The following is a 24,731-nucleotide window of genomic DNA, read 5'->3' on the forward strand; positions in this document are numbered from 1 at the left end:
ACTGGAGAGATGAGCCATGGCCACACCCGCCGAAAAAGTCACGCCGTACGATGAATTCAACTACGACATACCTGAAGACGAATTTCCGAAGTCCGGCATCTCGGCGCGCGCCGCCGAAGCGCTCGTGTCGAGCGACGAATGGACCGACACCAATCCGATGCTGAACATGTCGTCGTTCGTGACGACGTATGCGGAGCCCGAAGCCGTCGCGACAGCCGGCCGCAACATGTACAAGAACTACATCGACCACGACATGTATCCGCAAACCTTCGCGATGGAAACGCGCATGGTGCGATGGCTGCATCAGTTGTGGAACGGCCCGAAGGGCGTAGAACCGTATGGAACAGCTACAGTCGGTTCATCGGAAGCGTGCATGCTGGCAGGTCTCGCGCACAAGTGGAACTGGCGCCAGGCGCGCGAAAAGGCCGGCAAGGACGCGACCCGTCCGAACATGGTGACGGGCGGCAACGTGCAGATCGTGTGGAAGAAGTTTCTGCGCTATTTCGACGTGGAACCGCGCATCGTGCCGCTCAAACCCGGCAATTACCGGCTGACGGCGGAGCATCTGGACAAGTATGTCGACGAGAACACGATCGCCGTCGTTGCGATTGCGGGCCAGACGTTCACCGGCGAAGACGACGACATCCAGGAAATCCACGACTGGCTCGACGCCTACGAAAAGAAGACGGGTATTTCGATTCCGATGCATATCGACGGCGCGTCGGGTGGCTTCGTGAATCCGTTCCTCTATCCGGATTACAAATGGGACTTCCGTTTGCCGCGCGTGCAGTCGATCAACGCTTCAGGACACAAGTTCGGCTTGACGCCGCCGGGCCTTGGCTGGGTCGTCTTCCGCGAACGCAAGGTGTTCAACGAAGACCTGATCTTCTACGTGAATTACCTGGGCGGCGAAATGCCGACCGCGACGCTGAATTTCAGCCGCAACGCGGCGCCCATCGCGGTGCAGTACTACCAGTTCCTGCGACTCGGGTTCGACGGCTACAAGCGCGTCATGACCCACACGCTGAAGAACGCGGTTGCACTGCGCGATGAACTCGTGAAAAGCGGCTACTTCACGATCATGAACGAGACGCAGCGCATTCCGGTGGTGGCCGTCACGCTCGATCCGAAGATCAAGAAGTTCAACGAATTCGATGTTTCGAACAAGGTGCGGGAAAAGGGCTGGGTGTTGTCGGCCTATTCGATGCCGCCGGATGCACAGGAAGTCATGAGTCTGCGCGTGGTCGTGCGTCCGCACATCAACCATAACGTCGCGATGATGCTGAGCCGCGACATCATCGGCGCGTGCAGATTCCTGGAAGAACACGGCGGCAACGCGACACCGCCGAAGCTGCATGCACACGCCGGGGAAAAATCGTCACCGGCGAAGTGTTGAAACCCGCGGCACCGGCGCTGGCGGGAAACGGGAGGCGCCTGGCGGGCAGGTTGCCCGCTTCGCCAGTGTCAGAGAATACGTCGACTTCGACCTGCTCGTAAGGGGCCTCTTTTTCCTCCAGGGCAAGACGCGCGATCCGGACGTATACGCTCCAGGCCGCGCCGTAGAGCGTCACGAGGCTGGTATTCGTCATGAAGTGTTTCCTCTTTGATTGCGCCTCGCCTCCATCACAGAGAGGCGACAAACCCGGTTACATCAACGTGGGGGGGGGTCGCGAGACGTCCAGCGCGTACGGATACTTCGATGAGCATCAAGCCAGCGTTGCCCGCGCAAATATTGCCCTCATCCAGTCGGCCAGGGAATTCACGGTGACATCCAGGCGTATTAATGTAAAAGAATTCGCGCAAAATCGCGATGAATGCTTCAAGCGACTGCTTTTGCTTTTCGGGCACCCGCGGCCGGCCGTTGAAACCCATGGCATCGAAAAGCTTACGAAGCAGTGTGGCCGCCAGGAAAAGCGGGACATCAAGTACTGACCGGGGCGCGGAGGCGTCCTGAAGCGGCGGCCAGTGATCGCGTCACTTCACTTGCGCCTGACGCCCGATCAGCGCCTGCATCTCTGCGATATTCATGCGCGCCTGCTGCGCCGCCGGCGAATCCGGCGCGAGCGCCACTTCGAGCCTTTGCCAATATTCGATCGCGGCTGCGTAATCGTGGCGATCCTGCGCGGCCGATCCGGCCAGCGCAAGCGCCTTCGGATTGGCCGGATCGATGGCAAGCGCTGTCTGGATCTGCGCCGACGCCTCCCCGTCAAGACTGCCGTTGCGCGCGCTCGCAATGGCATCGGCATAGTCGGCTCGCAACTGGGCGTCGCCCGGCATGAGCACAACCGCTTTTGCGTAAGCCGCCGTCGCATCCTCCACGCGACCGAGCTCGAAATACGAGCGGGCGAGCATAGCCCAGCCATCGGCGTCGCCGGGCTGCTCTCGCAGGCGTATCGCGAGACGCGACACCATCAGTTCCAGCGGACCCGAATCGATCCCGTGCTGCCCGGCGTATGCGCGATCGAGCGTCAGCGCGGCGGGCTCGCCGAGATGCAGATACATCGCAAACGCGACGGCAGGAATGAGCGCGACGAAAAGCGCGGCTGTGCCAGCCCGCGTTGCGACACCGCGCGCCGCGGCGGTCTGCGGCGCGCTGGCCGATTCGGCAGATGCCACGTCGTCGAGCAGGCGTGTTTCGATCTCGTTTCGTGTTGCCTCATGCAGCGCCTTCGAAAGCGTGCCCGCACGGAACTCGGCGTCGACACGCGCCAGTTCGTCGTGATACAGCGCGACGAGAAGCGGGCGGCTGTCCCGTGCGCCGCGCGTGCCGGCACGGCGCGTCAGAGGCCAGGCCACGCACAGCACGGCGAACGCGAGCATCGAGCCGGCAGTCAGCCAGAACCCGGTCATGGCGCGATGTCCTCCGAAGGATGGGAAAGCAGCGCGTCGACACGGCGTCGCTCATCGCCGGTCAGCGGACGGGCGCGCATGGCCCGACGGCGTGCGACGATGCGCACAAGCGCGAAAGCGCCAAGCCCGAGGAGCGCGAACGGCCCGAACCAGAGAAGCCACGTAAGCGGCTTGACCGGCGGCTTGTACAACACGAAGTCGCCGTAACGCTGGACCATGTAGTCGCGCACCTGCGCATCGGTTGCGCCGCGCTCGACCTGCTCGACGATCTTGCCGCGCAGATCGCCGGCAAGCTCGGCGTTGGAGTCGGCCAGAGTCTGGTTCTGGCACACGACGCAGCGAAAGCCCTCTTCCAGTTCGCGAATACGAGCGGCGTTGTCATGCACACCGGCGCCTGCATCGACTGGAACTGGGGCCGCCGGTGCAGCCCGGCCCGCCAGGGCGACGCACAGCACCGCGACAACGAGCCATCCGCGCGAGTGATCGATCCTATTCATCGGCACGCTCGCCTTGCAGTTGCCGTACGAGCGGCAGGATCGTCGAATCGAGCGACACCTCGCTGAGCGGCCCCGCATGCCGGTAGCGAATCACGCCGTGCCTGTCGATCACGAAGGTCTCGGGCACGCCGTACACGCCGTAGTCGATACCCACCTGCCCTGTCCTGTCGACGAACGACGCGACATAAGGATTGCCCGCGCGCGAAATCCACTCGAGAGCCGCCCCGCGTTCGTCCTTGTAGTTGAGGCCGTAGATCGGCACGACCTTGCGGCGCGCGAATTCGACAAGCAGCGCGTGCTCATCGCGGCAAGACTCGCACCACGACGCCCACACGTTGAGGATCCATACCTGTCCGCGCAGCGCTGCCGGTGAAAGACGCGCACCCGACGTTTGCAGTTGCGGCAGGTCGAACGCTGGAGCAGGCTTGCCGATCAATGCCGAAGGCAACCGGCGCGGGTCGTGCGACAGGGCCGCCGCGAGAAAAACGCTCAGCACGGCGAACACGATCAGAGGCGCGAGAAAGCGTTTCATCTGTCCACCTCTCCCGCCTGTTGTGCGACGGTGGTCTCGCGCACGACGATGCCGGGCGCGAGACGATCCGCATCATGCGCCACGCCATGCGAAGGCTCTGTCGCGCGACGCCAGCGCGGCGCCAGCCGGTAGCGCCGGTCGCTCGCGGCGAGCGCCCCACCCAGCGCCATCAATAGACAGCCCGCCCAGATCCAGCTCACGAACGGTTTGATGTGGATGCGCATCGTCCATGCGTCGCGGTTCGGGCCGGCGCTTCCGCGCCCGCCTACCTGCTCGCCGAGCGCAACGTACAGATCGCGAAACATGCCGCGGTCGATCGCGGCTTCAGTCATCGGCGTCTGCTGGACGATGAAAAACCGCTTCTCCGGATACATCATTGCGATCGGGCGCTCGCCGCGGCTTACCGCGATACTCGCGCGTGCTGCGTGATAGTTCGGCCCGTCGAGCTCGCGCGTGCCGTCAAAACGAAACGTATAGCCGCCCTCGGTCACCGACTGCCCAGGTTCCAGGCGAACGTCGCGCTCGGTCTCGTATCCCTTCACGAACGTCACGCCGATGATGAACACGCCGATTCCTGCGTGCGCGACCAGCATGCCGTAAAAAGCGCGCGGCAAACGCACAAAGCGCGCCCCGAACGGGCCCTGCTGTTTCTCGATGCGCTCCCACAACGCAACGGCCGACGCGCTCACGCTCCAGGCGGCAAGCAGAACGCCGAGACCGACGAGCGGTCTGAATCCACCGACGAGCCACGGCAGACCGAGCGCCGTCACGACGCTCGCCGCCGCAGCCCAGCGCAGTCGCACCGCCAGTTCGGGCAGGCGCGCCGCCTTCCATCGCGCGATCGGTCCGACGCCCATCAGGAACACGGCGGGCGTCATTAGCGGCACGAAGACCGTGTCGAAATACGGGGCACCCACCGATATCTTGCCGAGCCCAAGCACGTCGAGGCATAGCGGATAGAGCGTGCCGATCAGCACCGAGGCCGCGGCCACCATGAGCAGGACGTTGTTCGACAGCAGGAGCGTCTCGCGCGACACCGCCTCGAAGCCCGCACCGAGCCCGACCTTCGGCGCACGCCAGGCGAACAGCAGCAGCGCGCCGCCCGTCACGATCGAAAGAAACACGAGGATGAAAACGCCCCGTGCGGGATCGGAGGCGAACGAATGAACAGACGTGATCACACCCGAGCGCACAAGAAAAGTGCCCAGAAGACTCAGCGAAAACGTGCAGATCGCGAGCAGCACGGTCCAGCTGCGGAAGCACCCGCGCTTTTCCGTGACGGCGAGCGAATGGATCAGCGCCGTGCCCGCGAGCCACGGCATGAACGATGCGTTTTCCACCGGATCCCAGAACCACCAGCCGCCCCAGCCGAGCTCGTAATACGCCCAGCCGCTGCCGAGCATGATGCCGAGCGTGAGAAAGATCCACGCGGCCGTCGTCCACGGACGCGACCAGCGCGCCCACGCGGCGTTCAGCTCGCCCGAGAGCAGCGCCGCAATGGCAAACGCGAAGGCGACGGCAAAGCCGACGTAGCCCATGTAGAGGATCGGCGGATGCGACACCATGCCGGGGTCCTGCAACAGCGCGTTCAGGTCGCGTCCGTCCATCGCGGGCGGAAGGAGCCGCAGGAATGGATTCGACGTGAACAGCAGGAAGAGCAGGAAGCCCGCGGCGATCCAGCTCATCACGCCCAGCACGCGCGCGACCATCGCCATCGGCAACTGCCTGCTGAAGATCGAAACAGCGGCCATCCAGAGCGTCAGGAGCAAGATCCAGAGCAGCAGCGACCCTTCATGCCCGCCCCAGACCGCGGTGAACCGGTAGATCAGCGGCAGCATGGAGTTCGAGTTGCTCGCGACGTAGACGACCGAGAAATCGTTGTTGATGAACGACGCCGCAAGGCAGCCGAACGCGATGGCGACCAGCACGAACTGCGCGCGCGCCACGGGCCACGCAACGCGCATCCATCCGTCGATGCCGCGCGCCGCGCCGACGACCGGCAGCACGCCGTTCACGGCGGCGAGGAGGAACGCGACGATCAGCGCGAACTGGCCGACTTCGGGAATCATCGCCCCGTCTCCTTCGGTGGATGGTCAGCGACCCGCATGGTCGCGCGCGCCTTGTTGACCGCGTCGGCGGCATCGGGCGGCATGTAGTTCTCGTCATGTTTGGCGAGCACCTGATCCGCGACGAAAGTACCGTCCGGCATTAGCGTGCCTTGCGCGACGACGCCCTTGCCCTCACGAAAGAGATCGGGCAGCACGCCATGGTAGGTGACAGGGATATCGCGGGCCGTATCGGTGACGAGAAAGCGCACGTTCAGACCTTGCGCATCACGCGTGAGCGAGCCCTTCTCGACCAGTCCGCCGACACGCAGCCGCGTGCCGCTCGCGACCCGGCCTTCGATCACCTGCGTCGGGGTCACGAAGAACATGACGTTCGAGCGGAACGCATTGAGTGTCAGCGCCGACACCGCGCCGAGCGCGGCCAGTCCGCCCGTGACCCACAGAAGGCGGCGCGCGCGCGGCTTCATGAATCCCGGTCCGCGAGCGTGCTGCGCGATACCAGGCGCAGCGACGCGGGTTCCTGCACGCGTGGGCGCCCGGGCTCACGCGCCACCCTGCGGCTCGCGAGCCACACGAGCGCCACTTCGAACGCGAGCAAAACGAATGCGACGCCAAACGCGGCCCATATGAAGGGCGCATGAGCGAGACCTGCCGATCCGTTCATTGTGCGAAGCCTCCCGCATGATTCGACACGGGTCCGCCCGCGCGTGCCCGAATGATCACGCGCACACGCGCGAGCACGATCCCGATGGCGTAGCACCAGAAGGCCAGCGTCATCACGACGATCCCCCACACCATCGACGGCGCCATGGAGACGCCGCTGCCAAAGCTGAGCGACGCCCCCTGATGCAGCGTGTACCACCATTGCACGGAAAAATAGATGACCGGAATGTTCACGACACCCACGAGTGCCAGCACCGCGGAGGCGCGATCGGCGCGCAGCGGATCGTCGATGGCGGCGTTGAGCGTGATGAAGCCGAGATACAGAAAGAGCAGAATCAGTTCCGACGTAAGCCGCGCATCCCAGACCCACCATGCGCCCCATGTCGGTCGGCCCCAGAGCGCGCCGGTCCAGAGCGCAATGAACGTGAAGAGCGCACCCGTGGGCGCGAGCGCGCGCGCCATCATCGCCGGGAGGCGTGCGTTGAAGATCAGCCCCAGCGCGGCGTAGCCCGCCATGACGACGTAGATCAGCATCGACATCCACGCCGCCGGCACGTGAACGAACATGATGCGGTAGACGTCGCCCTGCACGGCATCGGTGGGCGCGACCACGAGGCCGATGTAAAGCCCGAGTGCGGCCAGCACCAGCGCCGACAGTGCGAAGCCCGCGATCAGCCGGCCCGCCAGCGCATGGAACGTTTTCGGCGACGCATAGCGAAACCAGTTGACGCGTGTGCCGTGCCTGCTCATGTGCCTCCCTTCTTTCGCGTTCATTCCGCCGAGATCCGCAATGCCGCGGCGGTCGCGGCCGGACAGAGCAGCAGCGCGGCGATCAGTCCTGCGCCCAGCAGCGAGAAGTTGGCCTCGCTCCACGCGCCCGCGCGCAACGGATCTGCCGCGCCGACGCCGAAGATCAGCACCGGAAGTTCGAGCGGCAGGACGAGCACCGCAAGCAGCACCCCGCCGCCACGCACGCCGATTGTCAGCGCCGCGCCGATCGATCCGATCAGGCTCAGCACCGGCGTGCCGATCAGAAGTGATGCGGTGAGAAGCAGGACGGCGTCCGCCGCGAGGTCGTATTGCAGCGCAACCACAGGCGTGAGCAGTACAAGCGCAAAGCCACCCGTCAACCAGTGCGCGGCGATCTTCGCGTACACCACGGCGAAGAGCGACTGCGGCGTGAGCAGCATCTGGTCGAGCGACCCGTCGTCGAAGTCCTGCGAGAAGAGCCGCGTGAGCGAGAGCATCGTCGCGAAGAGCGCCGTGACCCACAGCACACCCGGCGCCATGGCATGCAGGAGCCTGGGGTCGGAGCCGACCGCGATCGGGAACAGGCTCGTCGCGATGACGAAGAACAGCAGGCAGCCGAGCGCGTCGGTGCGGCGCCGCCATGTGAGCGCGAGTTCCCGACGCATCACGCACGCCATCAGATCGAGCATGACGCGGCCCGCTCGAAACAGAGGTAGCGCGTCGCATCCGGCGCCGTATCGATTGGCAGGTGCGTCGTCATGACCGCGATGCCGCCACGCTCGACATGCTCTGCGATGCATGCGCCGATGAGCCGCGTCGATTCCGCATCGAGTGCGGCGGCAGGCTCATCGAGCAGCCACAGCGGCTTGCATTCCATCAGCAGGCGGGCCATCGCGATACGCCTTTGCTGTCCCTGCGAGAGCGTGCCCGCGAGGCGGTTTTCACAGCCTGCGAGCCCGAGCCGCCCGAGCACCTCCCGTTCGGGGCAGGCCGCGGTTGCGTCATGCGCGCTCGCCGCGCCGAGGCGCGCCGCGAAGCGCACGTTCTCGATCACCGTCAGGTCACGGCTCACCGCATTTGCGTGGCCGACGTACGCGAGCGTGCGGCGCCATGTTTCGGACTGTCTGCGCGTATCGAGGCCGCGCCAGCGTATCGTGCCCGCGGCCGGGCGCAGGAGCCCCGCCAGCAGCCGCAGAAGCGTGGTTTTACCGCTGCCGTTCGCGCCGTGAATCTGCAGCACCTCTCCCGCATCGGCTTCGAAACTGACGTCACTGAAGATCGTTTCCCCGCCACGGCAAAACGCGAGCGACGCGACCGACAACAGCGCGGGCGCCGCTTCGCCTTCAGGTCTGCTCGTTGCACGCATGGCCGCCCGCCTCAATTTCCCTTCGCCTGTCGCGCCTGTTCGTCGCGCATCGCCTGTGTCATGTCCGGCAAGTGATGCGCGATGCCCTTGTGGCAATCGATGCAGGTTTTCTCTCCGGTGACGAGGTAGGTCTGATGCGCGTTCTGGGCTCTTACGCTCTGACGCGTAAAGTCCATCGACTCGAACGAGTGGCAGTTGCGGCACTCCAGCGAGTCGTTTGCCTTCATGCGCGTCCATTCGTGCTCGGCGAGTTCGAGCCGTTTGTCGAGGAATTTCTCGCGCGTATCGACCGTGCCGAAAACCTTGGCCCACACCTCCTTCGAAGCCTGCATCTTTCTGGCGATCTTGTCGGTCCAGTTGTGGGGCACGTGACAATCCGAGCATTTCGCGCGCACCCCGCTACGGTTGGTGTAGTGGATGGTGGTCTTCAACTCGGCAAACGTGTTGTCGCGCATCTCGTGGCAGCCCGTGCAGAACGCTTCCGTGCTGGTGAATTCGAGCGCCGTGTTGAACGCGCCCCAGAACACCACGCCCGCGACGAAGCCGCCCAGCGTGAGAAAGCCGAGGCTGAAATACGCGCTTGGCCGGTTGATCGTGCGCCAGTAGCGCTTCACCAGGTCGAGCATCGCGCGCCCCTAGTTCTTGTGGCTCGAAGCCGGCTTCGAGCCGGGTGCCAGCCGGATATCCTCGAGGTCCGTGAAGGTGTTGCTCACAAGCGGTTTCGTATCGGCTTGCGGAACATGACACTGCGTGCAGAAATAGCGGCGCGGGGCGAGGCTGCCGAGCGTCACGCCCGCGCGATCCGTGTAATGCGAGACGCCGACAGGTACCGCGCCGCTCTCCGCCGCGCGGCTGCGGGCGTGACAGGCGAGACAGCGGTTCGCGTTCTTGTCGACCTGATAGCCGTCGATCTTGTGGGGGATCGTCGGCGGCTGCTGCGCATAGGCACGGCCACGGATCACATCCTTGTTCTCGGTCGGGTAAATCAGGGGCGGCTTTGTTTCCTCATCGAGCGGCGTCGTGCCGCGCAGGCTGTCATGGAACGGCACGTCGGGCACCGCCGGCTGCGCGGAAGCGCCGAACGGGCTCAAAAATCCACAGAGGGCGGCAAGTACGATCCACTGGCGCATGACATCTCCCCTAGACCCTGACGATCTTTACCGCGCACTTCTTGTAGTCTGTCTGGAACGAGATCGGATCGGTCGCGTCGAGCGTCACCTTGTTGATCAACTGGCTCGAGTCGAACCACGGCACGAACACCAGCCCGCGTGGCGGCTTGTCGCGTCCGCGCGTCTCCACCCGCGTGCGGATGTAGCCGCGCCGCGACATGACCTTCACTTCGACGCCGCGGCTGAGTCCGAGCGCCTTCGCGTCGTCCGGATGCATGAAGCAGACGGCGTTCGGAAACGCGCGATACAACTCCGGCACGCGTCGCGTCATCGACCCCGAGTGCCAGTGTTCGAGCACGCGCCCGGTCGACAGCCAGAACGGGTATTCCTTGTCCGGCATTTCGGGCGGCGGCTCGTAAGGCAGCGCCCAGATCACGGCGCGGCCGTCCTTGTTGCCGTAGAACTCCCAGCCGGTGCCCGCCTTCACGTAGGGATCGGAGCCTTCCTTGTAGCGCCAGAGCGTTTCCTTGCCATTGACGACCGGCCAGCGCAGTCCGCGCGCCTTGTGATAATCGTCGAACGGGGCAAGGTCGTGGCCGTGGCCACGGCCAAACGAAGCGTATTCCTCGAACAGGCCCTTCTGGATGTAGAAGCCGAACGCTTTGGCTTCGTCGTTGCGAAAGGCCACGTCGACTTGCGATGCAGGAAATTTATTCACCTGACCGTTGCGAAACAGCACGTCATAAAGTGTCTTGCCCTTCAGTTCCGGCTTCTTCGCGATCAGTTCCGCCGGCCACACCTCATCGACGGTGAAGCGCTTCGAAAACTCGACGATCTGCCACAGGTCCGAGCGCGCGCCCTCGGGCGGCGGCACAAGCTGATGCCAGAACTGCGTGCGACGCTCCGCGTTGCCATACGCGCCCTCCTTCTCGACCCACATCGCCGAAGGCAGGATGAGATCGGCAGCGACCGCGGTGACAGTCGGATAGACATCGGAGACGACGATGAAGTTATCGGGGTTGCGATAGCCGGGCAGGGTTTCCTGCATCATGTTGGCCGCGGCCTGCATGTTGTTGTTGACCATCACCCAGTACGCGTTGAGCTTGCTGTCCTTCAGCATGCGATTCTGGAGCACGGCGTGATAGCCCGGCTTGTCGGGAATCGTACCTGGCGGAATCTTCCAGATTTCCTCGGCATGCTTGCGGTGCTCGGGGTTGGCCACGAGCATGTCGGCCGGCAGGCGGTGCGAGAAGGTGCCCACTTCGCGCGCCGTGCCGCAGGCGGACGGTTGACCCGTCAGCGAAAACGGACTGTTGCCCGGCGTGGAGATCTTGCCCGTCAGCAGGTGCAGGTTGTAGACCATGTTGTTGGCCCACGTGCCGCGCGTGTGCTGGTTGAAGCCCATTGTCCAGAACGAAACCACCTTGATGTTGGGATCGGCGTACAGCTCGGCAAGCTGGTCCAGCTTGACCTTCGAGATGCCCGAGAGCTTCGTCACATAGGCCGCATCGTATTTCGACACGAACTTCGCGAAGGCGTCGAAGTCCATCGGCTTCGAACCGTTCGCATCGCCGGCGTTCTTCGCGGCTTTCTGCAACGGATTGTCCGGCCGCAGTCCGTAGCCGATATCTGTATTGCCTTCCTTGAACACGGTGTGCTTCGTCACGAAGTCACGGTTCACGCGATTCGTCTTGATGATGTAGTTCGCGATGTAGTTCATGATCGCAAGGTCGGATTGCGGCGCGAAGACCATCTGCATATCCGCAAGATCGAAAGAGCGATGTTCGAACACCGACAGCACGGCCACTCTGGTCTTCGGTACGCTCAGCTTGCGATCCGTCACCCGCGTCCATAGCACCGGGTGCATCTCCGCCATGTTCGACCCCCACAGCACGAAGGCATCGGTCTGCTCGATATCGTCGTAGCAGCCCATCGGCTCGTCCATGCCAAACGAGCGCATGAAACCGGTCACCGCCGAGGCCATGCAGTGCCGCGCATTCGGATCGATGTTATTGCTGCGAAAGCCCGCCTTCATCAGCTTGACCGCCGCATACCCTTCGAACACAGTCCACTGGCCGGAGCCGAACATGCCGATTGCCGTCGGACCCTTTGCCTTCAACACCTGCCTGAACTGCTGCTCCATCACGTCGAACGCCTTATCCCACGACACCGGTGTGAATTCGCCGTTCTTGTCGTATTTGCCGTCCTTCATGCGCAGGAGCGGCGCATTCAGACGGTCTCCCCCGTACATGATCTTCGAGAGGAAGTAGCCCTTGACGCAGTTCAGCCCGCGATTGACCTCCGCCTGCGGATCGCCCTGCGTCGCGACAACCTTGCCGGCCTTCACGCCAACAATGACCCCGCAGCCGGTGCCGCAAAAGCGGCATGGCGCTTTCGACCAGGTCAGGTCGTTGCCGCCCGCGCCCGCCGCCTGCGCTTCCAGGCCTGGCAGCGTGATACCGGCGGCGGAGGCGGCCGTGGCCGCGGCGGTTTGCTTAATAAACGCCCGGCGCGTCAGTTTCATCGCCTGTCTCCTCATCGAGCGATTCGACATCTTCGTGGTGCTGGTATATGAGCGACGCGGAATAGACGCCCGGCAAGGCGTGAATCGCATTCAGTTGCGCGATGATGTCTTCCGACTCCTGCGCTTCCAGCGTGACCACCAGTTTTCCGGCGGGGCTGACTGCGTGAATCTCCGCGCCGGGAAGTATCGAAACGGCGTGCCGGATGGCCTCTATCTGCCTGTTATCCGCATGAACGACGATGCCGGCAATATGGGCTTGCGGAACGTCGACAACGTTTATCACCAGCTTTTGCGCGTGTGAAGCCATCTGACGACTCCCGGCACAGCGTTTTAATAAACAGGCGAATAAGACTGCACGGAGACTTTGCAGGAACGGCTGTCAATGCGGTGGACCGCCAACCAGAATCTGATAGAACCAGACAACAAACCCATATGCGGCAATAAACATCACGGTCAATACGGGCACCATGACGGCCGTGAGAAACAGGAAGCTGCGAAGTTCCTCGGTTTTGCGAAGGCCTTCTTTAGCGTCGGTCATGGCATTGGGGTATGTCTCGGGTTACGCGATTTTGATGTTTGGTATCACTGATTGTTGTCGCCGGTCTTCCATTCGTCAAGGCTATTAATTGAAATTTGAAATGACTGTGATGTTGATATGCCCTGGAACATTGGAACAGCGGGCTTGCCGGAGACAAGAAAGCCGACGGACCCCGCGAATGCAGGGAGCGGACGCATTGAATCAGGAAGCCACCCTGGATATCGACACGGGCACATCAGGCGGTATCTCATGAGTGAGGTTTTTTTGTCTGCATTCGCTCTCGCGCACCGGGTTGCTGCGCCGCACACTTATTGAACACTTCGCACCTGGTCAACGGGAACGCGCCCGAATCCGGTCTGCGCAGTGACCTCTTGTGCGTAATGCGTTTTGTGTTGCTGGCCGGCCGGGTCAGAATTGTGACGTAGCCCCTCTATCGCCATGAACTGTGCCAGCCCAAGGTGGTTGCGGGGGTGCCCGCTTTAATTGCGCCACTACTACTATGGTGTCTCACGCGATTGAACGATCCGCTTTGATACGTCGGACGGCCACCGAAGACGGATGTCACTGGACGACCCAGAGTACGTGGAGACTCCAGTTTTGCCGCCTGGCGAGCGATCGCCGGTCAGGTCGATCAAGTTTGATACGGGAGCTTGGACCCATCGAACATCACGACCGGATTTTTCAACTGTATCGGCCGCATCCGGAAGTTCGGCGCCTGCGCACTCATCGGACGTCCGCTTCTTCGCGACCTTTTCGACGTGACCTCAAATGTTGCGGCGCCCTTATCATTTGATAGTCAAATCGTGAGTTGAAAAAACAAAAAGCCGTTGAATCCTTTTAGATTCAACGGCTTATCATTCATATCTGGCGGAGAGACGGGGATTCGAACCCCGGATAGGTATTAACCTATACACGCTTTCCAGGCGTGCGACTTAAACCGCTCATCCATCTCTCCGGCGGGAGGCAGATTATAGCAAACTCTGGGGCCCGCGCCACACCCTCTTGCGCGGCGCGTGAAACACCCGCAAAAAGCATCGCGAGGCAACGTACTCAGGGATGCCGGATATAGTCCACGAGCGCCCGCGTCCATGCGTCCGGTTTGCGGTCCACGAGACTCACGCCGATCGCCACGAGAAACCCCGCCGGCACGCCGAACACGCCCGAACTGATCGGCTCGATGCCGAACCAGCGCGCGCCCGTGAAACCCGTCAGCTGCGTGAAAAACGGATACGTCGACACGATGTAGTAGATGCACACCACGAGCCCCGCCACCATTCCCGCCACCGCACCACGACGCGTCGTGCGCTTCCAGAACACGCCCAGCACCAGCACCGGAAACAGACTCGAAGCCGCGATCGAAAAAGCGGCGCCCACCAGAAACAGGATATTCCCTGTATTCAGCGAAGCCACGTACGAAGCAAACAGCGCAACCCCAAGCAGCAGGATCTTCGAGATGGTCACCCGCCGCTGGCTCGATGCCGATGGATCGACCATGTGATAGTAGACATCGTGCGATAACGCGTTCGCGATCGTCAGCAGCAGACCATCGGCGGTGGAAAGCGCAGCGGCCAGCGCGCCCGCTGCGATCAGCCCCGACATCACGTACGGCAGCCTCGCGATTTCCGGCGCCGCGAGCACGACCATGTCGGGCTGCATCTGGATCTCGCTCCAGCGCACAATGCCGTCGCCGTTCATGTCCGAAATACCGATCAGATACGGCTCGATCCGCCGCCACTGCATCACCCATTGCGGCAGATCGGCAAATCGATGCCCGACGAGACTCGACAGGATCTCGTACTTGATCAGCACCGCAAGCACCGGCACCGTCAGATAGAACAGCGCGACGAAAAACAGCGTCCACCCCACCGACCTGCGCGCCGACGCCACCGATGTCGTCGTGTTATAGCGCGTCAGAATATGCGGCAGACTCGCCGTCCCCAGCGAAAGACACAGCAGCAGAGAGAGAAAATTGCGTCGGTGAAGGTTGCTGTCTTCTCCGCTCACGGCAGGAAACGCCTCGGACATCGGCACAGGTGCCGACGCGCGCAGCAGCATCTCGTCGCGCTGCTGCGTCCATATGCTGTGCGCGGCCACGGCGTCGCGCGGAAACGCCGCCAGCGTGCGCTCGCGCTCGTTGATGTCGCGCAGCGGTCCGTTGTGCCGGCGCAGATCGGCGATTTCCTGTGTCAGCCGGCTCTTCTCGTCGACGAAAGATTGAGGCAGTGCGTCGAGCCGCGCCTGCATGGTAGCCGCGCGCTGCCGGAAGTTGTCGCGGACCCTCTGCTCGGGTGGCGCGTCGCGCACCTGCCGCTCGAGCGTCTCGACCCGCTCCATCAACCGGCCGTAGTTGAATTGCGGCACCCAGCCGAGTCCATCCTTGTGCGCGATCATCGACACCGGAATCAGGATCGCAACGATCAGGATGATGTACTGCGCGACCTGCGTCCAGGTGACCGCACGCATGCCGCCGAGAAACGAACACACGAGAATGCCCGCCAGCCCGCAGAAAATCCCGATGGAAAAATCGACGCCGATAAAGCGCGTCGCGATCAACCCGACGCCCTGAATCTGCGCAACGAGATAGACGAACGAACACAGGATCGCGGAGAACACGGCGAGGCCGCGCACGGCGTTGCTCGAAAAGCGCGTGCCGAGAAAATCGGGAATCGTGTAGCGCGCGAGCTTGCGCACATACGGCGCGAGCAGGAACGCGACGAGGCAGTAGCCGCCCGTCCACCCCATCATGTAGGCGAGGCCGTCGTAACCGGTTGCGTAAAGCGAGCCCGCAAGGCCAATGAACGAAGCCGCCGACAGCCAGTCCGCGGCCGTCGCCATGCCGTTGAACGCAGACGGCACGCGCCGCCCCGCGACGTAGTATTCGACGAGATCGGAAGTGCGCGAAAGCAGTCCGATTACGGCATAAACGGCAATCGGTATGAACAGGAACACGTAGCCGATCCACGTGCCCGCGCCGGTCGCGCGTTCGATGCACCACAGCACGTAGATGAAAAAGAGAAAGCCCAGCGTATAGAACGCGTATGAACGGATGAGTCGATGGGTCAGCTTCATCGGCTCAGGGTTTCCGGCTCGCGATATCGGCTTCGCGTGCCGCTTGCAACACGCGATCGGCGCGCTGCATCAGCACGATATACACGGCGATCAGCACGAGGTAGACCAGAATCGCACCCTGCGCGCCCATATAGAACGGCAGGCTGAAACCGGCGAAACGCACACTGGCTAACGGGCCCGCGGCCAGCGGCACGACGAACGAAACGACGAAACCGATCGCCATGAGCGTCGCGATCAGCCAGAGATTGAAACGCCAGTAGCGCTGATGCGCGCGCGCCATCGCTTCCGAGACCGGTGGCGGTTCGGGCGGTGGATTGATATTTTGACGGGCGGTGTGGTTTGGCGCGGCCATGCGCCTGTGTATCAAAAAGCCACTGCCCAGGCAATAAGGATTGTCATCGCAGTGGCTTCGTTCAATGCAGGTTGTAGCGCGGACCAGCGGCAAACCGCGCCGCCGGCCGCGAACACGTAACGCTTAAAGGGATTCGCCGAGCTGGTCGAGGATCGCCGGATTCTCCAGCGTCGACACGTCCTGGGTGATCGCTTCGCCCTTCGCGAGCGAGCGCAGCAGGCGGCGCATGATCTTGCCGGAGCGCGTCTTCGGCAGGTTCTCGCCGAAGCGGATGTCCTTCGGCTTCGCGATCGGGCCGATTTCCTTGCCGACCCACGCACGCAGTTCATTCGCGATCTTCACGGCTTCCTCGCCTTCTGGACGCGTGCGCTTCAGCACGACAAACGCGCACACGGCCTCGCCCGTCGTATCGTCAGGGCGGCCCACCACGGCCGCTTCCGCGACGAGCGGATTCGCGACCAGCGCCGACTCGATCTCCATCGTGCCGAGGCGGTGACCGGACACGTTGAGCACGTCGTCGATACGGCCCATGATCGTGAAGTAGCCGGTGTCCTTGTCGCGCACCGCGCCGTCTCCCGCGAGATAAAGCTTGCCGCCGAGTTCCTCGGGGAAATAGCTCTTCCTGTAGCGCTCCGGATCGCCCCACACGTTGCGCAGCATCGCGGGCCACGGACGCTTCACGACAAGAATGCCGCCCTGCCCGTTCGGCACGTCCTGCCCGGTTTCGTCGACGACGGCCGCCATGATGCCCGGCAACGGCAACGTGCACGAACCCGGCACGAGCGGCGTCGCGCCCGGCAGCGGTGTGATCATGTGGCCGCCGGTTTCGGTCTGCCACCACGTATCGACAATCGGGCAGCGCTTGCCGCCGACGTTCTCGTGATACCACATCCATGCTTCCGGATTGATCGGCTCGCCGACCGTGCCGATGATGCGCAGCGACGACAGGTCATAGCTCTTCGGATGCACTTTCGCATCGGCTTCGGAAACCTTGATCAGCGAACGGATGGCCGTGGGCGCCGTATAGAAAACGCTGACCTTATGCTTGCCGATCATGTCCCAGAAGCGGCCGGCGTTCGGATACGTGGGCACACCTTCGAACACGACCTGCGTGCCGCCGAGTGCCAGCGGCCCGTACGTGATGTAGCTGTGACCCGTGACCCAGCCGATGTCGGCAGTACACCAGAACACGTCGGTGGGCTTCCAGTCGAACGTCCACTTCATGGTCTGCGCAACCCACAGCAGATAGCCGCCGGTGCTGTGCTGCACGCCCTTCGGTTTGCCGGTCGAACCCGATGTATAGAGAATGAAGAGCGGATGTTCCGCGCCCACCCATTCCGGCGCGCACTGGTCCGACTCGGCCTGCGTGATTTCGTGCATCCACAGGTCGCGCCCTTCGGTCCACGCAACCTTGCCGCCGGTACGCCGGTAGACGATCACGCTCTTCACCGCTTCGCAGCCGCCCATCGTGAGCGCTTCGTCGGCGATGTTCTTGAGCGGCAACGCCTTGCCGCCGCGCATCTGTTCGTCGGACGTGATGAGCGCTACCGCGCCCACGTCGACGAGCCGCTCGTTCAGCGACTTCGACGAGAACCCGCCGAACACGACGGAATGGGTGGCGCCGATGCGCGCGCAGGCCTGCATCGCGACGACGCCCTCGACCGACATCGGCATGTAGATCACGACGCGGTCACCCTTCTTCACGCCGCGCTTTTTCAGCGCGTTGGCAAAGCGCGATACGCGTTGCAGCAGGTCCTGATACGTGACGTTGGTGACGGTGCCGTCGTCGGCCTCGAAGATCATCGCGACACGCCCACCGTTGCCGGCTTCGACGTGACGGTCGATGCTGTTGTACGACGCGTTCAGTTCACCGTCCTCGAACCATGTGTAGAACGGCGCGTTCGATTCATCGAGCACCTTCGTGAAGGGCTTCTTCCAGCTCAGTGTTTCACGTGCGAGACGCGCCCAGAAGCCTTCATAATCGCGCTCCGCTTCGGCGGCGAGCGCACGGTACGCGTCCATGCCGGGTATGGAAGCCTGCGCCGACATATCGGCGGATGGCGGGAAGACGCGGTGTTCCTGAAGAACCGATTCAATCGCAGACATCGACTACCCCTTCGTGAAGATGAAATCTGAAAATCCGTGCGAACGCGCCTGAAGTACACGTGCGTGCCCTGCCGCGTGCCGCATTGTCTCCTGCCTGTGCGCCATGTTCTTCACCTGTGGCGCACCGCGTGATGCTGTTGTGCCGTGATTCATCACCGGCCACTTGCCTGATTTGCCTCTCACCATAAAGGCCGCAACTTACCGGGCACTTACGTTGACGCGAGTTGACGCGAAGACCGGCGCGGCAGACGCACCTGCATCCGCGCAGGGATTTCAATGCTAACTGAAGCGGCCCAATGTTGGCATGGGTTTGCTGAATGAGTCAGACAATTGGGCATGCCGGCACACCAGGGTTGAACCTGGTGTGCCGACGTCTACAGGCGACGCGGCATGCGTCGTAGCGGGCATCGCGCCCGCCAGCCTGAAGATGAAGCGCGTGCAGCCCGTCGCGTCGTGACTGCCCGCGCCGTTCGGGTAAACCGGGAGGACGCTGTACAATAGCGCGCCTGACACGGTCGCGCGGAACCGCAAGCGACCGCATACGTAGACGTTGTTGCACACGTAACGTACGCGTTACCGCACGCCGCCCGGTCCGTGTCCCCGCTGTCCGATACAACCCTCTGCCTGGCCACTGCCATCGCCCATGTCCGCACCGCGCCACGATATCGCCCAACCGCCACATGCGGCCACTTCCGGCAGTCATTTTCACCAGAACTCGAAGCACACGCATCCGCGGCACTTTCACGAGCCGCATGCCCAACAACCGGTTTCCCCCTTACAGGCGCAGCAGGAGTGATCGCGATCCGCACCAGTCCGTGCGAACCGCGACGATAAAAAGCGCCCCTTGTCCCCACTGAGCTAGCCATGACCGTCATCAAACAGGAAGACCTGATCCAGAGCATTGCTGATTCGCTTCAGTACATCAGCTACTACCACCCACTCGATTACATCCAGGCCCTTGGCCGCGCGTATGAACTCGAAGAGAGCCCGGCCGCGAAGGACGCGATCGCGCAGATCCTGACCAACAGCCGCATGTGCGCCGAAGGCAAGCGTCCGATCTGCCAGGACACCGGCATCGTGACGGTGTTCGTGAAGGTCGGCATGGACGTGCGCTGGGCGAGTGAAAACGGCAGCGCGACGATGGGCGTCACCGACATGATCAACGAAGGCGTGCGCCGCGGTTATCTGAACCCGGACAACGTGCTGCGCGCGTCGATCGTGAGCCCGCCCGAAGGCGCGCGCAAGAACACGAAGGACAACACGCCGGCCGTGATCCACTACGAGATCGTGCCGGGCGACAAGGTCGACGTGCAGGTCGCGGCGAAAGGCGGCGGCTCGGAAAACAAGTCGAAGTTCGCGATGCTGAACCCGTCGGACTCGATCGTCGACTGGATTCTCAAGACCGTGCCGACGATGGGCGCAGGCTGGTGCCCGCCGGGCATGCTCGGCATCGGCATCGGCGGCACCGCTGAGAAAGCGATGGTGATGGCGAAGGAATCGCTGATGGATCCGGTCGACATCCAGGACATCATCGCGCGCGGCCCGAAGGACTGGATCGAGGAACTGCGTATCGAACTGCACGAGAAGGTCAACGCGCTCGGCATCGGCGCGCAGGGTCTCGGCGGTCTCGCCACCGTGCTCGACGTGAAGATCATGGCCGCACCGACGCACGCCGCGTCGAAGCCGGTCGCGATCATTCCGAACTGCGCGGCGACGCGTCATGCGCACTTCACGCTCGACGGCTCGGGCGTGGCGAAGCTCGAAGCGCCTTCGCTCGACGCATGGCCGAAAGTGCAGTGGGAACCGGACACGGAAAAGAGCCAGCGCGTCGACCTGAACACGCTGACGCCGGCAGAAGTCGCATCGTGGAAACCGGGCCAGACGTTGCTCTTGTCGGGCAAGATGTTGACGGGCCGCGACGCGGCCCACAAGCGCATCGCCGACATGCTCGCGAAGGGCGAAAAGCTGCCGGTCGATTTCACGAACCGCGTGATCTATTACGTCGGCCCGGTCGATCCGGTGCGCGATGAGGCAGTCGGTCCGGCAGGCCCGACGACGTCCACACGAATGGACAAATTCACCGAGACCATGTTGTCGCAAACAGGCCTCATTTCGATGATCGGTAAAGCAGAACGCGGCCCGGTTGCCATCGAGGCGATCCGGAAGCACAAGGCGGCCTATCTGATGGCGGTTGGCGGCGCGGCGTATCTGGTGTCGAAGGCCATTCGCAGCGCGAAGGTGCTGGCATTCGAAGACCTCGGCATGGAAGCCATCTACGAGTTCGACGTAAAAGACATGCCGGTGACCGTTGCGGTCGATTCGTCGGGTACGTCGGTGCACCAGACGGGCCCGAAGGAATGGCAGGCGAAGATCGGCAAGATCCCGGTCGCCACGGTTTAAGCGTCATGATGCGTTGATAAAGGCCAGGGTCCTGCGCCCTGGCTTTTTCATTTACCCCAGCACTGATAGCGCCTTGAAAGACCCGCACGAACAGGTGCGGCCTTGGCTTTTTCGGTCATGGCGTTTATTGTTGAAAGAATCAGAATCCCGAGCCCCATAAGGAAAAAATCATGCAAGGCGACAAGAAGGTCATCGAATATCTGAACTCGCAACTGAAAAACGAGCTGACTGCGATCAACCAGTACTTTCTGCATGCGCGGATGTACAAGCACTGGGGCCTCGACAAGCTCGGCAAGCATGAATACGACGAGTCGATCGGCGAAATGAAGCACGCCGATCTGCTGATCGAACGGATCTTCATGCTCGACGGTCTGCCGAATCTGCAGGATCTGCACAAGCTGCTGATCGGCGAGGAAACGAAAGAGATTCTCGAATGCGATCTGAAGCTCGAACAGATCTCGCAAGCCACATGCAAGGAAGCTATTGTGTATTGCGAATCCGTTCGCGATTTCATCTCGCGTGAAATCTTCACGACGATTCTCGACGACACCGAAGAACACATCGACTGGCTGGAAACGCAAATCGATCTCATTGACAAGGTCGGTATCCAGAACTATCAGCAATCCGGCATCGGATCGCTCGAGTCCTGATCCTGATACAGTGACGCAATTCCGTTCGCACGGCACGCATCGACGCTGGCGCGAACGGCAACGGCCTCCGTTTTTTGCCGGTTCGTTCGCTTTAGCGTCCGTTTTCCCGCCCGCCTCCCCCGTTCGCATATGACCGCACCGCAGGACGTTTCTTCGCGCACGACCGCCGCTGCGGCATTCGACGGCACGGCATCCGGTTCACATACTGCTTCCGCTTCCGCTGACCCTTTAACGCCGACGCCGTTGTCTTCAGCGCACGCGCCCATTGGCATCTTCGATTCTGGGCTCGGCGGCCTTTCCGTGCTGCGTGCGGTGCGCGCGCAGTTGCCGGGCGAATCGCTCATCTATGTGGCCGATTCGCTGTACGCGCCATACGGTGAACGCGACGACGATTTCATCGCCGACCGCACGCTCGCCATCGGACAATGGCTCGTCAAACAGGGCGCGAAGGTGCTGGTCGTCGCGTGCAACACGGCTACTGCGCAATCGATCGCACTCGTCCGCGAGCGGCTCCCGATTCCGCTGATCGGCGTCGAACCCGGCGTGAAGCCCGCCGCGCTGCAATCGAAGACGCGCGTCGCGGGCGTGCTCGCCACGCAGGTAACGCTGCGCAGCGCCCGTTTCCAGGCTCTGCTGCAACGCTACGCCGCCGACTGCCGCTTTCTGTGCCAGCCGGGTCACGGCCTCGTGCAGGCGGTCGAACGCTGCGATGTCGGTTCGGCCGAACTGCGCGCGCTACTGCAAAACTATCTGCAACCGATGCTCGATGCGGGCGCCGACACGCTGGTGCTCGGCTGCACGCACTACCCGTTCCTCGACGCCGCGATCCGCGACATCGTCGGCGACCGGTTGACGTTGATCGATACCAGTGTCGCCATCGCGCGCCAGCTCGAGCGCGTGCTCGACCAGCACGGGCTGCGTGTCGCCAGCGGCGGCGAACCCGCGGTCGCACCCCGTTTCTTCTCGACCAGCGACGGCACTCATCTGCAGCAGCTCGCCGAAACGCTCCTCCATCTCGCCGCGCCGGTCGACCGCGTGCACATCCCGTCGCGCCGCACCGCCGCGCCTGACCCGCAAGCCGTCTGAGCCTCCGCCAGGCGTCCGCCTGGCTGGTTCAGCGCGCTTTTCCCCGCCTCCGCCCCCTTCCGGCGTCTGTGGAAAACCCTCCTAACAGACTGGTTTTGTTACAAAAATCCGGATATGACGCTTGCCAAACGCCTCAAACATAATGATAATAATTCGCATTAACGTTAGCTATCGCACCACACCATGATCGTCTGCGTATGCAAGTCTGTTTCCGACCGGAAGATCCGCGCCTCCATCGCGGAAGGCATCGATTCGTTCGATGAGCTCCAGTTCGAACTGGGCGTCGCGAGCTGTTGCGGCAAATGCGAGGAATCCGTGCGCGACGTCATGGCGCAAAGCGGCGTTTGCGCGAGCCGCTGCGCCGTCGAGCATCATGCGCAACCGGTGCCGCTGATGTTTTACGAACGCAAAGCTGCCTGATATCGCGGGCGTGCCTTGCGTGTCGCGCCGTCGTCCGTTGTTCCGATCCACCCCGCCGTCAGCAAGCCAGTCACGACAACAGCCAGCTACCGCTCACCCTGTAACAGGAGTTCGAGATGGAATTGCTGATCGGTTTTCTGACTACCCTGTGCATCTCATTGCTGATCTTCCGAAAATGACGTCGTTTCGCCCGCAGTATTGCATCGGCGGCACGTCCGATGCCGTCTGGCCCCGCTAACATGCAGGCTTCGTACAACCTCCCTGCCGGGCTTTCGCCGGCCCAGCCCGCCCGCTTCAGTCCCCGCATCGTCACGGCGACCGCTATTGTCGTCGCGCTGCACGCCGCACTGCTGGTGGCCGTCCTGATCGCCCGCGACGAGCCGGTGCCACGCGCGCTCGAGTCGCGCACGATCACCGCCGAACTGCTGAGCCCGACGCCCGTCGCCGCGCCGGCCGCGATCCAGTCGACGCCGACGCCGCCCAAACCCACGCCACCCGTGCCGCATCTGAAACCGAAGGTCCAGCCGCGCCCGGTGTCCAGACCGACACCAACGCCGCTGCCGGAAGCCGCCGCACCATCGCAGCACGAGATCTCCACGCCACAACCCGCGCCGCCGGCACCCGCCGCGCCTGCCACACCGGCACCGGCGCCGGCCGAAGCAGCCGCGCCCGCAACCGGCAAACCGACGATGGCGCTTTCCGCACCGAAGAACGTCGCCCATCTCGATTGCAGCATCGCGCAGCCCGATTACCCGGTGCTGTCGAAACGCCGCAACGAAACCGGCACGGCGATGGTCAGGTTCGTCGTCGGGCTGACCGGCAAGATCGAAAACATCGAGTTGAAGAAAAGCAGTGGTTTCGGCCGCCTCGACGACGCCGCGCTCGCCGCGATGCACAGCAGTTCGTGCAAGCCGTACGTCGAAAACGGCGAGGCGATCCGCGCGGCCTATACCCAGCCTTTCTCATTCAGCCTGACCGACTGATCCAGATTTTCACAAAGGAATTGCAATGCAAAACTACGGTATCGCCCACGTATGGGCGCAAGGGGATTTCGTGACGCGTGGGATCGCGCTCACGCTCGTGATCATGTCGGTGTTGTCGTGGACGGTTATCGTCATCAAGAGCTGGAACGTCATGCGTCTGAATCGCCTGACGAAGAACGCCGAACAGGCGTTCTGGCATTCGGACGATCTCGCTGACGGCGTGAAGAAGCTCGGCGCGCACGCCTCGACGCCGCAGGACAATCCGTTCCTCGCACTCGCGCTGGCGGGCCAGGAAGCCGCCGATCACCATCATCAGACGCAGCCTCATCTGCACGACCGCATGGACGTGTCCGACTGGGTCACGCGCTGCCTGAAAGACACGATGGACGAAAGCATCGCGCGCATGCAGAGCGGTCTCGCCGTGCTGGCATCGATCGGCAGCACGGCGCCGTTCGTGGGACTCTTCGGCACGGTGTGGGGCATCTATCACGCGCTGCTGGCGATCGGCGCGTCGGGTCAGTCATCGATCGACCAGGTCGCGGGGCCGGTCGGCGAAGCGCTGATCATGACGGCGTTCGGTCTTTTCGTCGCGATTCCAGCGGTGCTCGGCTACAACGCACTGACGCGCGCGAACAAGGCCGTCGTGAGCAAGCTGAGCCGTTTCGCGCATGGTCTGCACGCATTCTTCGTGACGGGCGCGCGCCTGTCGTCGAGCAAGCGCGGCGACGGCCTGCGTCTTGCCGCGCGCACCCACTGAGCGAGGCATTTCC

Annotated in this window: 26 protein-coding genes and 1 tRNA gene; 8 read left to right on the forward strand and 19 right to left on the reverse strand. The window is 63.0% G+C overall.

Annotation, left to right across the window (positions count from 1 at the left end; all coding sequences use genetic code 11):
• The first annotated feature begins 16 nt into the window (after positions 1 to 16).
• Positions 17 to 1,396, forward strand: a complete 1,380-nt coding sequence (locus LPA37_RS15375; protein ID WP_229013015.1) for a glutamate decarboxylase — start codon at positions 17 to 19, stop codon at positions 1,394 to 1,396.
• Here LPA37_RS15375 and LPA37_RS27825 read toward each other — a convergent pair.
• Positions 1,296 to 1,589 carry a glutathione S-transferase N-terminal domain-containing protein gene (locus tag LPA37_RS27825; RefSeq protein WP_324251742.1) on the reverse strand — a complete coding sequence of 98 codons (294 nt, stop codon included), beginning with the start codon at positions 1,587 to 1,589 and terminating at the stop codon, positions 1,296 to 1,298. The two genes, LPA37_RS15375 and LPA37_RS27825, sit on opposite strands and share 101 nt — an antisense overlap.
• Here LPA37_RS27825 and LPA37_RS15380 point away from each other — a divergent pair.
• The gene (locus LPA37_RS15380; protein WP_229013016.1) at positions 1,588 to 1,932 is read left to right on the forward strand and encodes a hypothetical protein; all 345 of its coding nucleotides are present in this window, start codon (positions 1,588 to 1,590) and stop codon (positions 1,930 to 1,932) included. The genes LPA37_RS27825 and LPA37_RS15380 overlap by 2 nt on opposite strands.
• A 42-nt stretch (positions 1,933 to 1,974) precedes the next feature.
• Here the strand turns inward: LPA37_RS15380 and ccmI are convergent, their stop codons facing one another.
• The 18 genes from ccmI to acs all read right to left on the reverse strand — a co-directional run bounded on the left by ccmI (position 1,975) and on the right by acs (position 18,422).
• Positions 1,975 to 2,850 carry a c-type cytochrome biogenesis protein CcmI gene (ccmI, locus tag LPA37_RS15385; protein ID WP_229013017.1) on the reverse strand — a complete coding sequence of 292 codons (876 nt, stop codon included), beginning with the start codon at positions 2,848 to 2,850 and terminating at the stop codon, positions 1,975 to 1,977.
• Positions 2,847 to 3,347, reverse strand: coding sequence for a cytochrome c-type biogenesis protein (locus tag LPA37_RS15390; RefSeq protein ID WP_229013018.1), 501 nt, complete (start codon positions 3,345 to 3,347; stop codon positions 2,847 to 2,849). The genes ccmI and LPA37_RS15390 overlap by 4 nt, the downstream gene beginning before the upstream one ends.
• Entirely contained in the window at positions 3,340 to 3,879 is a 540-nt protein-coding gene (locus LPA37_RS15395) for a DsbE family thiol:disulfide interchange protein (protein ID WP_229013019.1), read from the reverse strand. The genes LPA37_RS15390 and LPA37_RS15395 overlap by 8 nt, the downstream gene beginning before the upstream one ends.
• Entirely contained in the window at positions 3,876 to 5,948 is a 2,073-nt protein-coding gene (locus LPA37_RS15400; protein WP_229013020.1) for a heme lyase CcmF/NrfE family subunit, read from the reverse strand. The genes LPA37_RS15395 and LPA37_RS15400 overlap by 4 nt, the downstream gene beginning before the upstream one ends.
• A complete protein-coding gene (ccmE, locus tag LPA37_RS15405) occupies positions 5,945 to 6,412 on the reverse strand; it encodes a cytochrome c maturation protein CcmE (RefSeq protein WP_228979161.1) in 468 nt (155 codons plus the stop codon). Before ccmE ends, LPA37_RS15400 begins: the two co-directional genes overlap by 4 nt.
• Complete coding sequence (gene ccmD / locus LPA37_RS15410; RefSeq protein WP_228979162.1) at positions 6,409 to 6,609, reverse strand: heme exporter protein CcmD; 201 nt, start codon at positions 6,607 to 6,609, stop codon at positions 6,409 to 6,411. The genes ccmE and ccmD overlap by 4 nt, the downstream gene beginning before the upstream one ends.
• Positions 6,606 to 7,358: a heme ABC transporter permease CcmC gene (gene ccmC / locus LPA37_RS15415; protein WP_228979164.1), complete on the reverse strand. Its 753-nt coding sequence runs from the start codon at positions 7,356 to 7,358 to the stop codon at positions 6,606 to 6,608. The genes ccmD and ccmC overlap by 4 nt, the downstream gene beginning before the upstream one ends.
• A 20-nt stretch (positions 7,359 to 7,378) precedes the next feature.
• Entirely contained in the window at positions 7,379 to 8,047 is a 669-nt protein-coding gene (gene ccmB, locus LPA37_RS15420) for a heme exporter protein CcmB (RefSeq protein WP_228979166.1), read from the reverse strand.
• The gene (gene ccmA / locus LPA37_RS15425) at positions 8,035 to 8,724 is read right to left on the reverse strand and encodes a cytochrome c biogenesis heme-transporting ATPase CcmA (RefSeq protein WP_228979168.1); all 690 of its coding nucleotides are present in this window, start codon (positions 8,722 to 8,724) and stop codon (positions 8,035 to 8,037) included. The genes ccmB and ccmA overlap by 13 nt, the downstream gene beginning before the upstream one ends.
• Positions 8,725 to 8,735: 11 nt before the next feature.
• Positions 8,736 to 9,350, reverse strand: coding sequence for a NapC/NirT family cytochrome c (locus LPA37_RS15430; protein ID WP_228979170.1), 615 nt, complete (start codon positions 9,348 to 9,350; stop codon positions 8,736 to 8,738).
• Positions 9,351 to 9,359: 9 nt separating this feature from the next.
• Complete coding sequence (locus LPA37_RS15435; RefSeq protein WP_228979171.1) at positions 9,360 to 9,854, reverse strand: nitrate reductase cytochrome c-type subunit; 495 nt, start codon at positions 9,852 to 9,854, stop codon at positions 9,360 to 9,362.
• Between the two features lie 10 nt (positions 9,855 to 9,864).
• Positions 9,865 to 12,357, reverse strand: coding sequence for a periplasmic nitrate reductase subunit alpha (gene napA, locus LPA37_RS15440; RefSeq protein ID WP_228979173.1), 2,493 nt, complete (start codon positions 12,355 to 12,357; stop codon positions 9,865 to 9,867).
• Positions 12,329 to 12,664, reverse strand: a complete 336-nt coding sequence (locus LPA37_RS15445; RefSeq protein ID WP_228979175.1) for a chaperone NapD — start codon at positions 12,662 to 12,664, stop codon at positions 12,329 to 12,331. The genes napA and LPA37_RS15445 overlap by 29 nt, the downstream gene beginning before the upstream one ends.
• Before the next feature lie 72 nt (positions 12,665 to 12,736).
• The gene (gene napE / locus LPA37_RS15450) at positions 12,737 to 12,895 is read right to left on the reverse strand and encodes a periplasmic nitrate reductase, NapE protein (RefSeq protein ID WP_228979176.1); all 159 of its coding nucleotides are present in this window, start codon (positions 12,893 to 12,895) and stop codon (positions 12,737 to 12,739) included.
• Between the two features lie 865 nt (positions 12,896 to 13,760).
• A tRNA-Ser gene (locus LPA37_RS15455) sits at positions 13,761 to 13,850 on the reverse strand.
• A gap of 95 nt (positions 13,851 to 13,945) precedes the next feature.
• A complete protein-coding gene (locus LPA37_RS15460) occupies positions 13,946 to 15,964 on the reverse strand; it encodes a sodium:solute symporter family protein (protein ID WP_228979177.1) in 2,019 nt (672 codons plus the stop codon).
• Between the two features lie 4 nt (positions 15,965 to 15,968).
• Positions 15,969 to 16,316 carry a DUF4212 domain-containing protein gene (locus LPA37_RS15465; RefSeq protein WP_228979179.1) on the reverse strand — a complete coding sequence of 116 codons (348 nt, stop codon included), beginning with the start codon at positions 16,314 to 16,316 and terminating at the stop codon, positions 15,969 to 15,971.
• 123 nt (positions 16,317 to 16,439) lie between these two features.
• Positions 16,440 to 18,422 (reverse strand): acetate--CoA ligase, encoded by a 1,983-nt coding sequence (acs, locus tag LPA37_RS15470; protein WP_228979181.1) that lies wholly within the window; start codon positions 18,420 to 18,422, stop codon positions 16,440 to 16,442.
• 864 nt (positions 18,423 to 19,286) lie between these two features.
• Here acs and LPA37_RS15475 point away from each other — a divergent pair.
• The 6 genes from LPA37_RS15475 (at position 19,287) to LPA37_RS15500 (ending at position 24,718) form a co-directional block, all read left to right on the forward strand.
• Entirely contained in the window at positions 19,287 to 20,822 is a 1,536-nt protein-coding gene (locus LPA37_RS15475) for a fumarate hydratase (protein WP_229013021.1), read from the forward strand.
• 170 nt (positions 20,823 to 20,992) lie between these two features.
• A complete protein-coding gene (gene bfr, locus LPA37_RS15480) occupies positions 20,993 to 21,472 on the forward strand; it encodes a bacterioferritin (protein WP_228979184.1) in 480 nt (159 codons plus the stop codon).
• Between the two features lie 243 nt (positions 21,473 to 21,715).
• Positions 21,716 to 22,558 carry a glutamate racemase gene (gene murI / locus LPA37_RS15485; protein WP_228979190.1) on the forward strand — a complete coding sequence of 281 codons (843 nt, stop codon included), beginning with the start codon at positions 21,716 to 21,718 and terminating at the stop codon, positions 22,556 to 22,558.
• 183 nt (positions 22,559 to 22,741) lie between these two features.
• Positions 22,742 to 22,978 (forward strand): (2Fe-2S)-binding protein, encoded by a 237-nt coding sequence (locus tag LPA37_RS15490; protein ID WP_228979192.1) that lies wholly within the window; start codon positions 22,742 to 22,744, stop codon positions 22,976 to 22,978.
• 239 nt (positions 22,979 to 23,217) lie between these two features.
• Complete coding sequence (locus LPA37_RS15495; protein ID WP_228979267.1) at positions 23,218 to 23,961, forward strand: energy transducer TonB; 744 nt, start codon at positions 23,218 to 23,220, stop codon at positions 23,959 to 23,961.
• A 25-nt stretch (positions 23,962 to 23,986) separates the two neighbouring features.
• Positions 23,987 to 24,718 (forward strand): MotA/TolQ/ExbB proton channel family protein, encoded by a 732-nt coding sequence (locus LPA37_RS15500; protein ID WP_228979194.1) that lies wholly within the window; start codon positions 23,987 to 23,989, stop codon positions 24,716 to 24,718.
• The last annotated feature ends 13 nt before the right edge of the window (positions 24,719 to 24,731 follow it).

It is taken from the genome of Paraburkholderia gardini, from assembly GCF_907164545.1.
Classification (GTDB): domain Bacteria; phylum Pseudomonadota; class Gammaproteobacteria; order Burkholderiales; family Burkholderiaceae; genus Paraburkholderia; species Paraburkholderia gardini.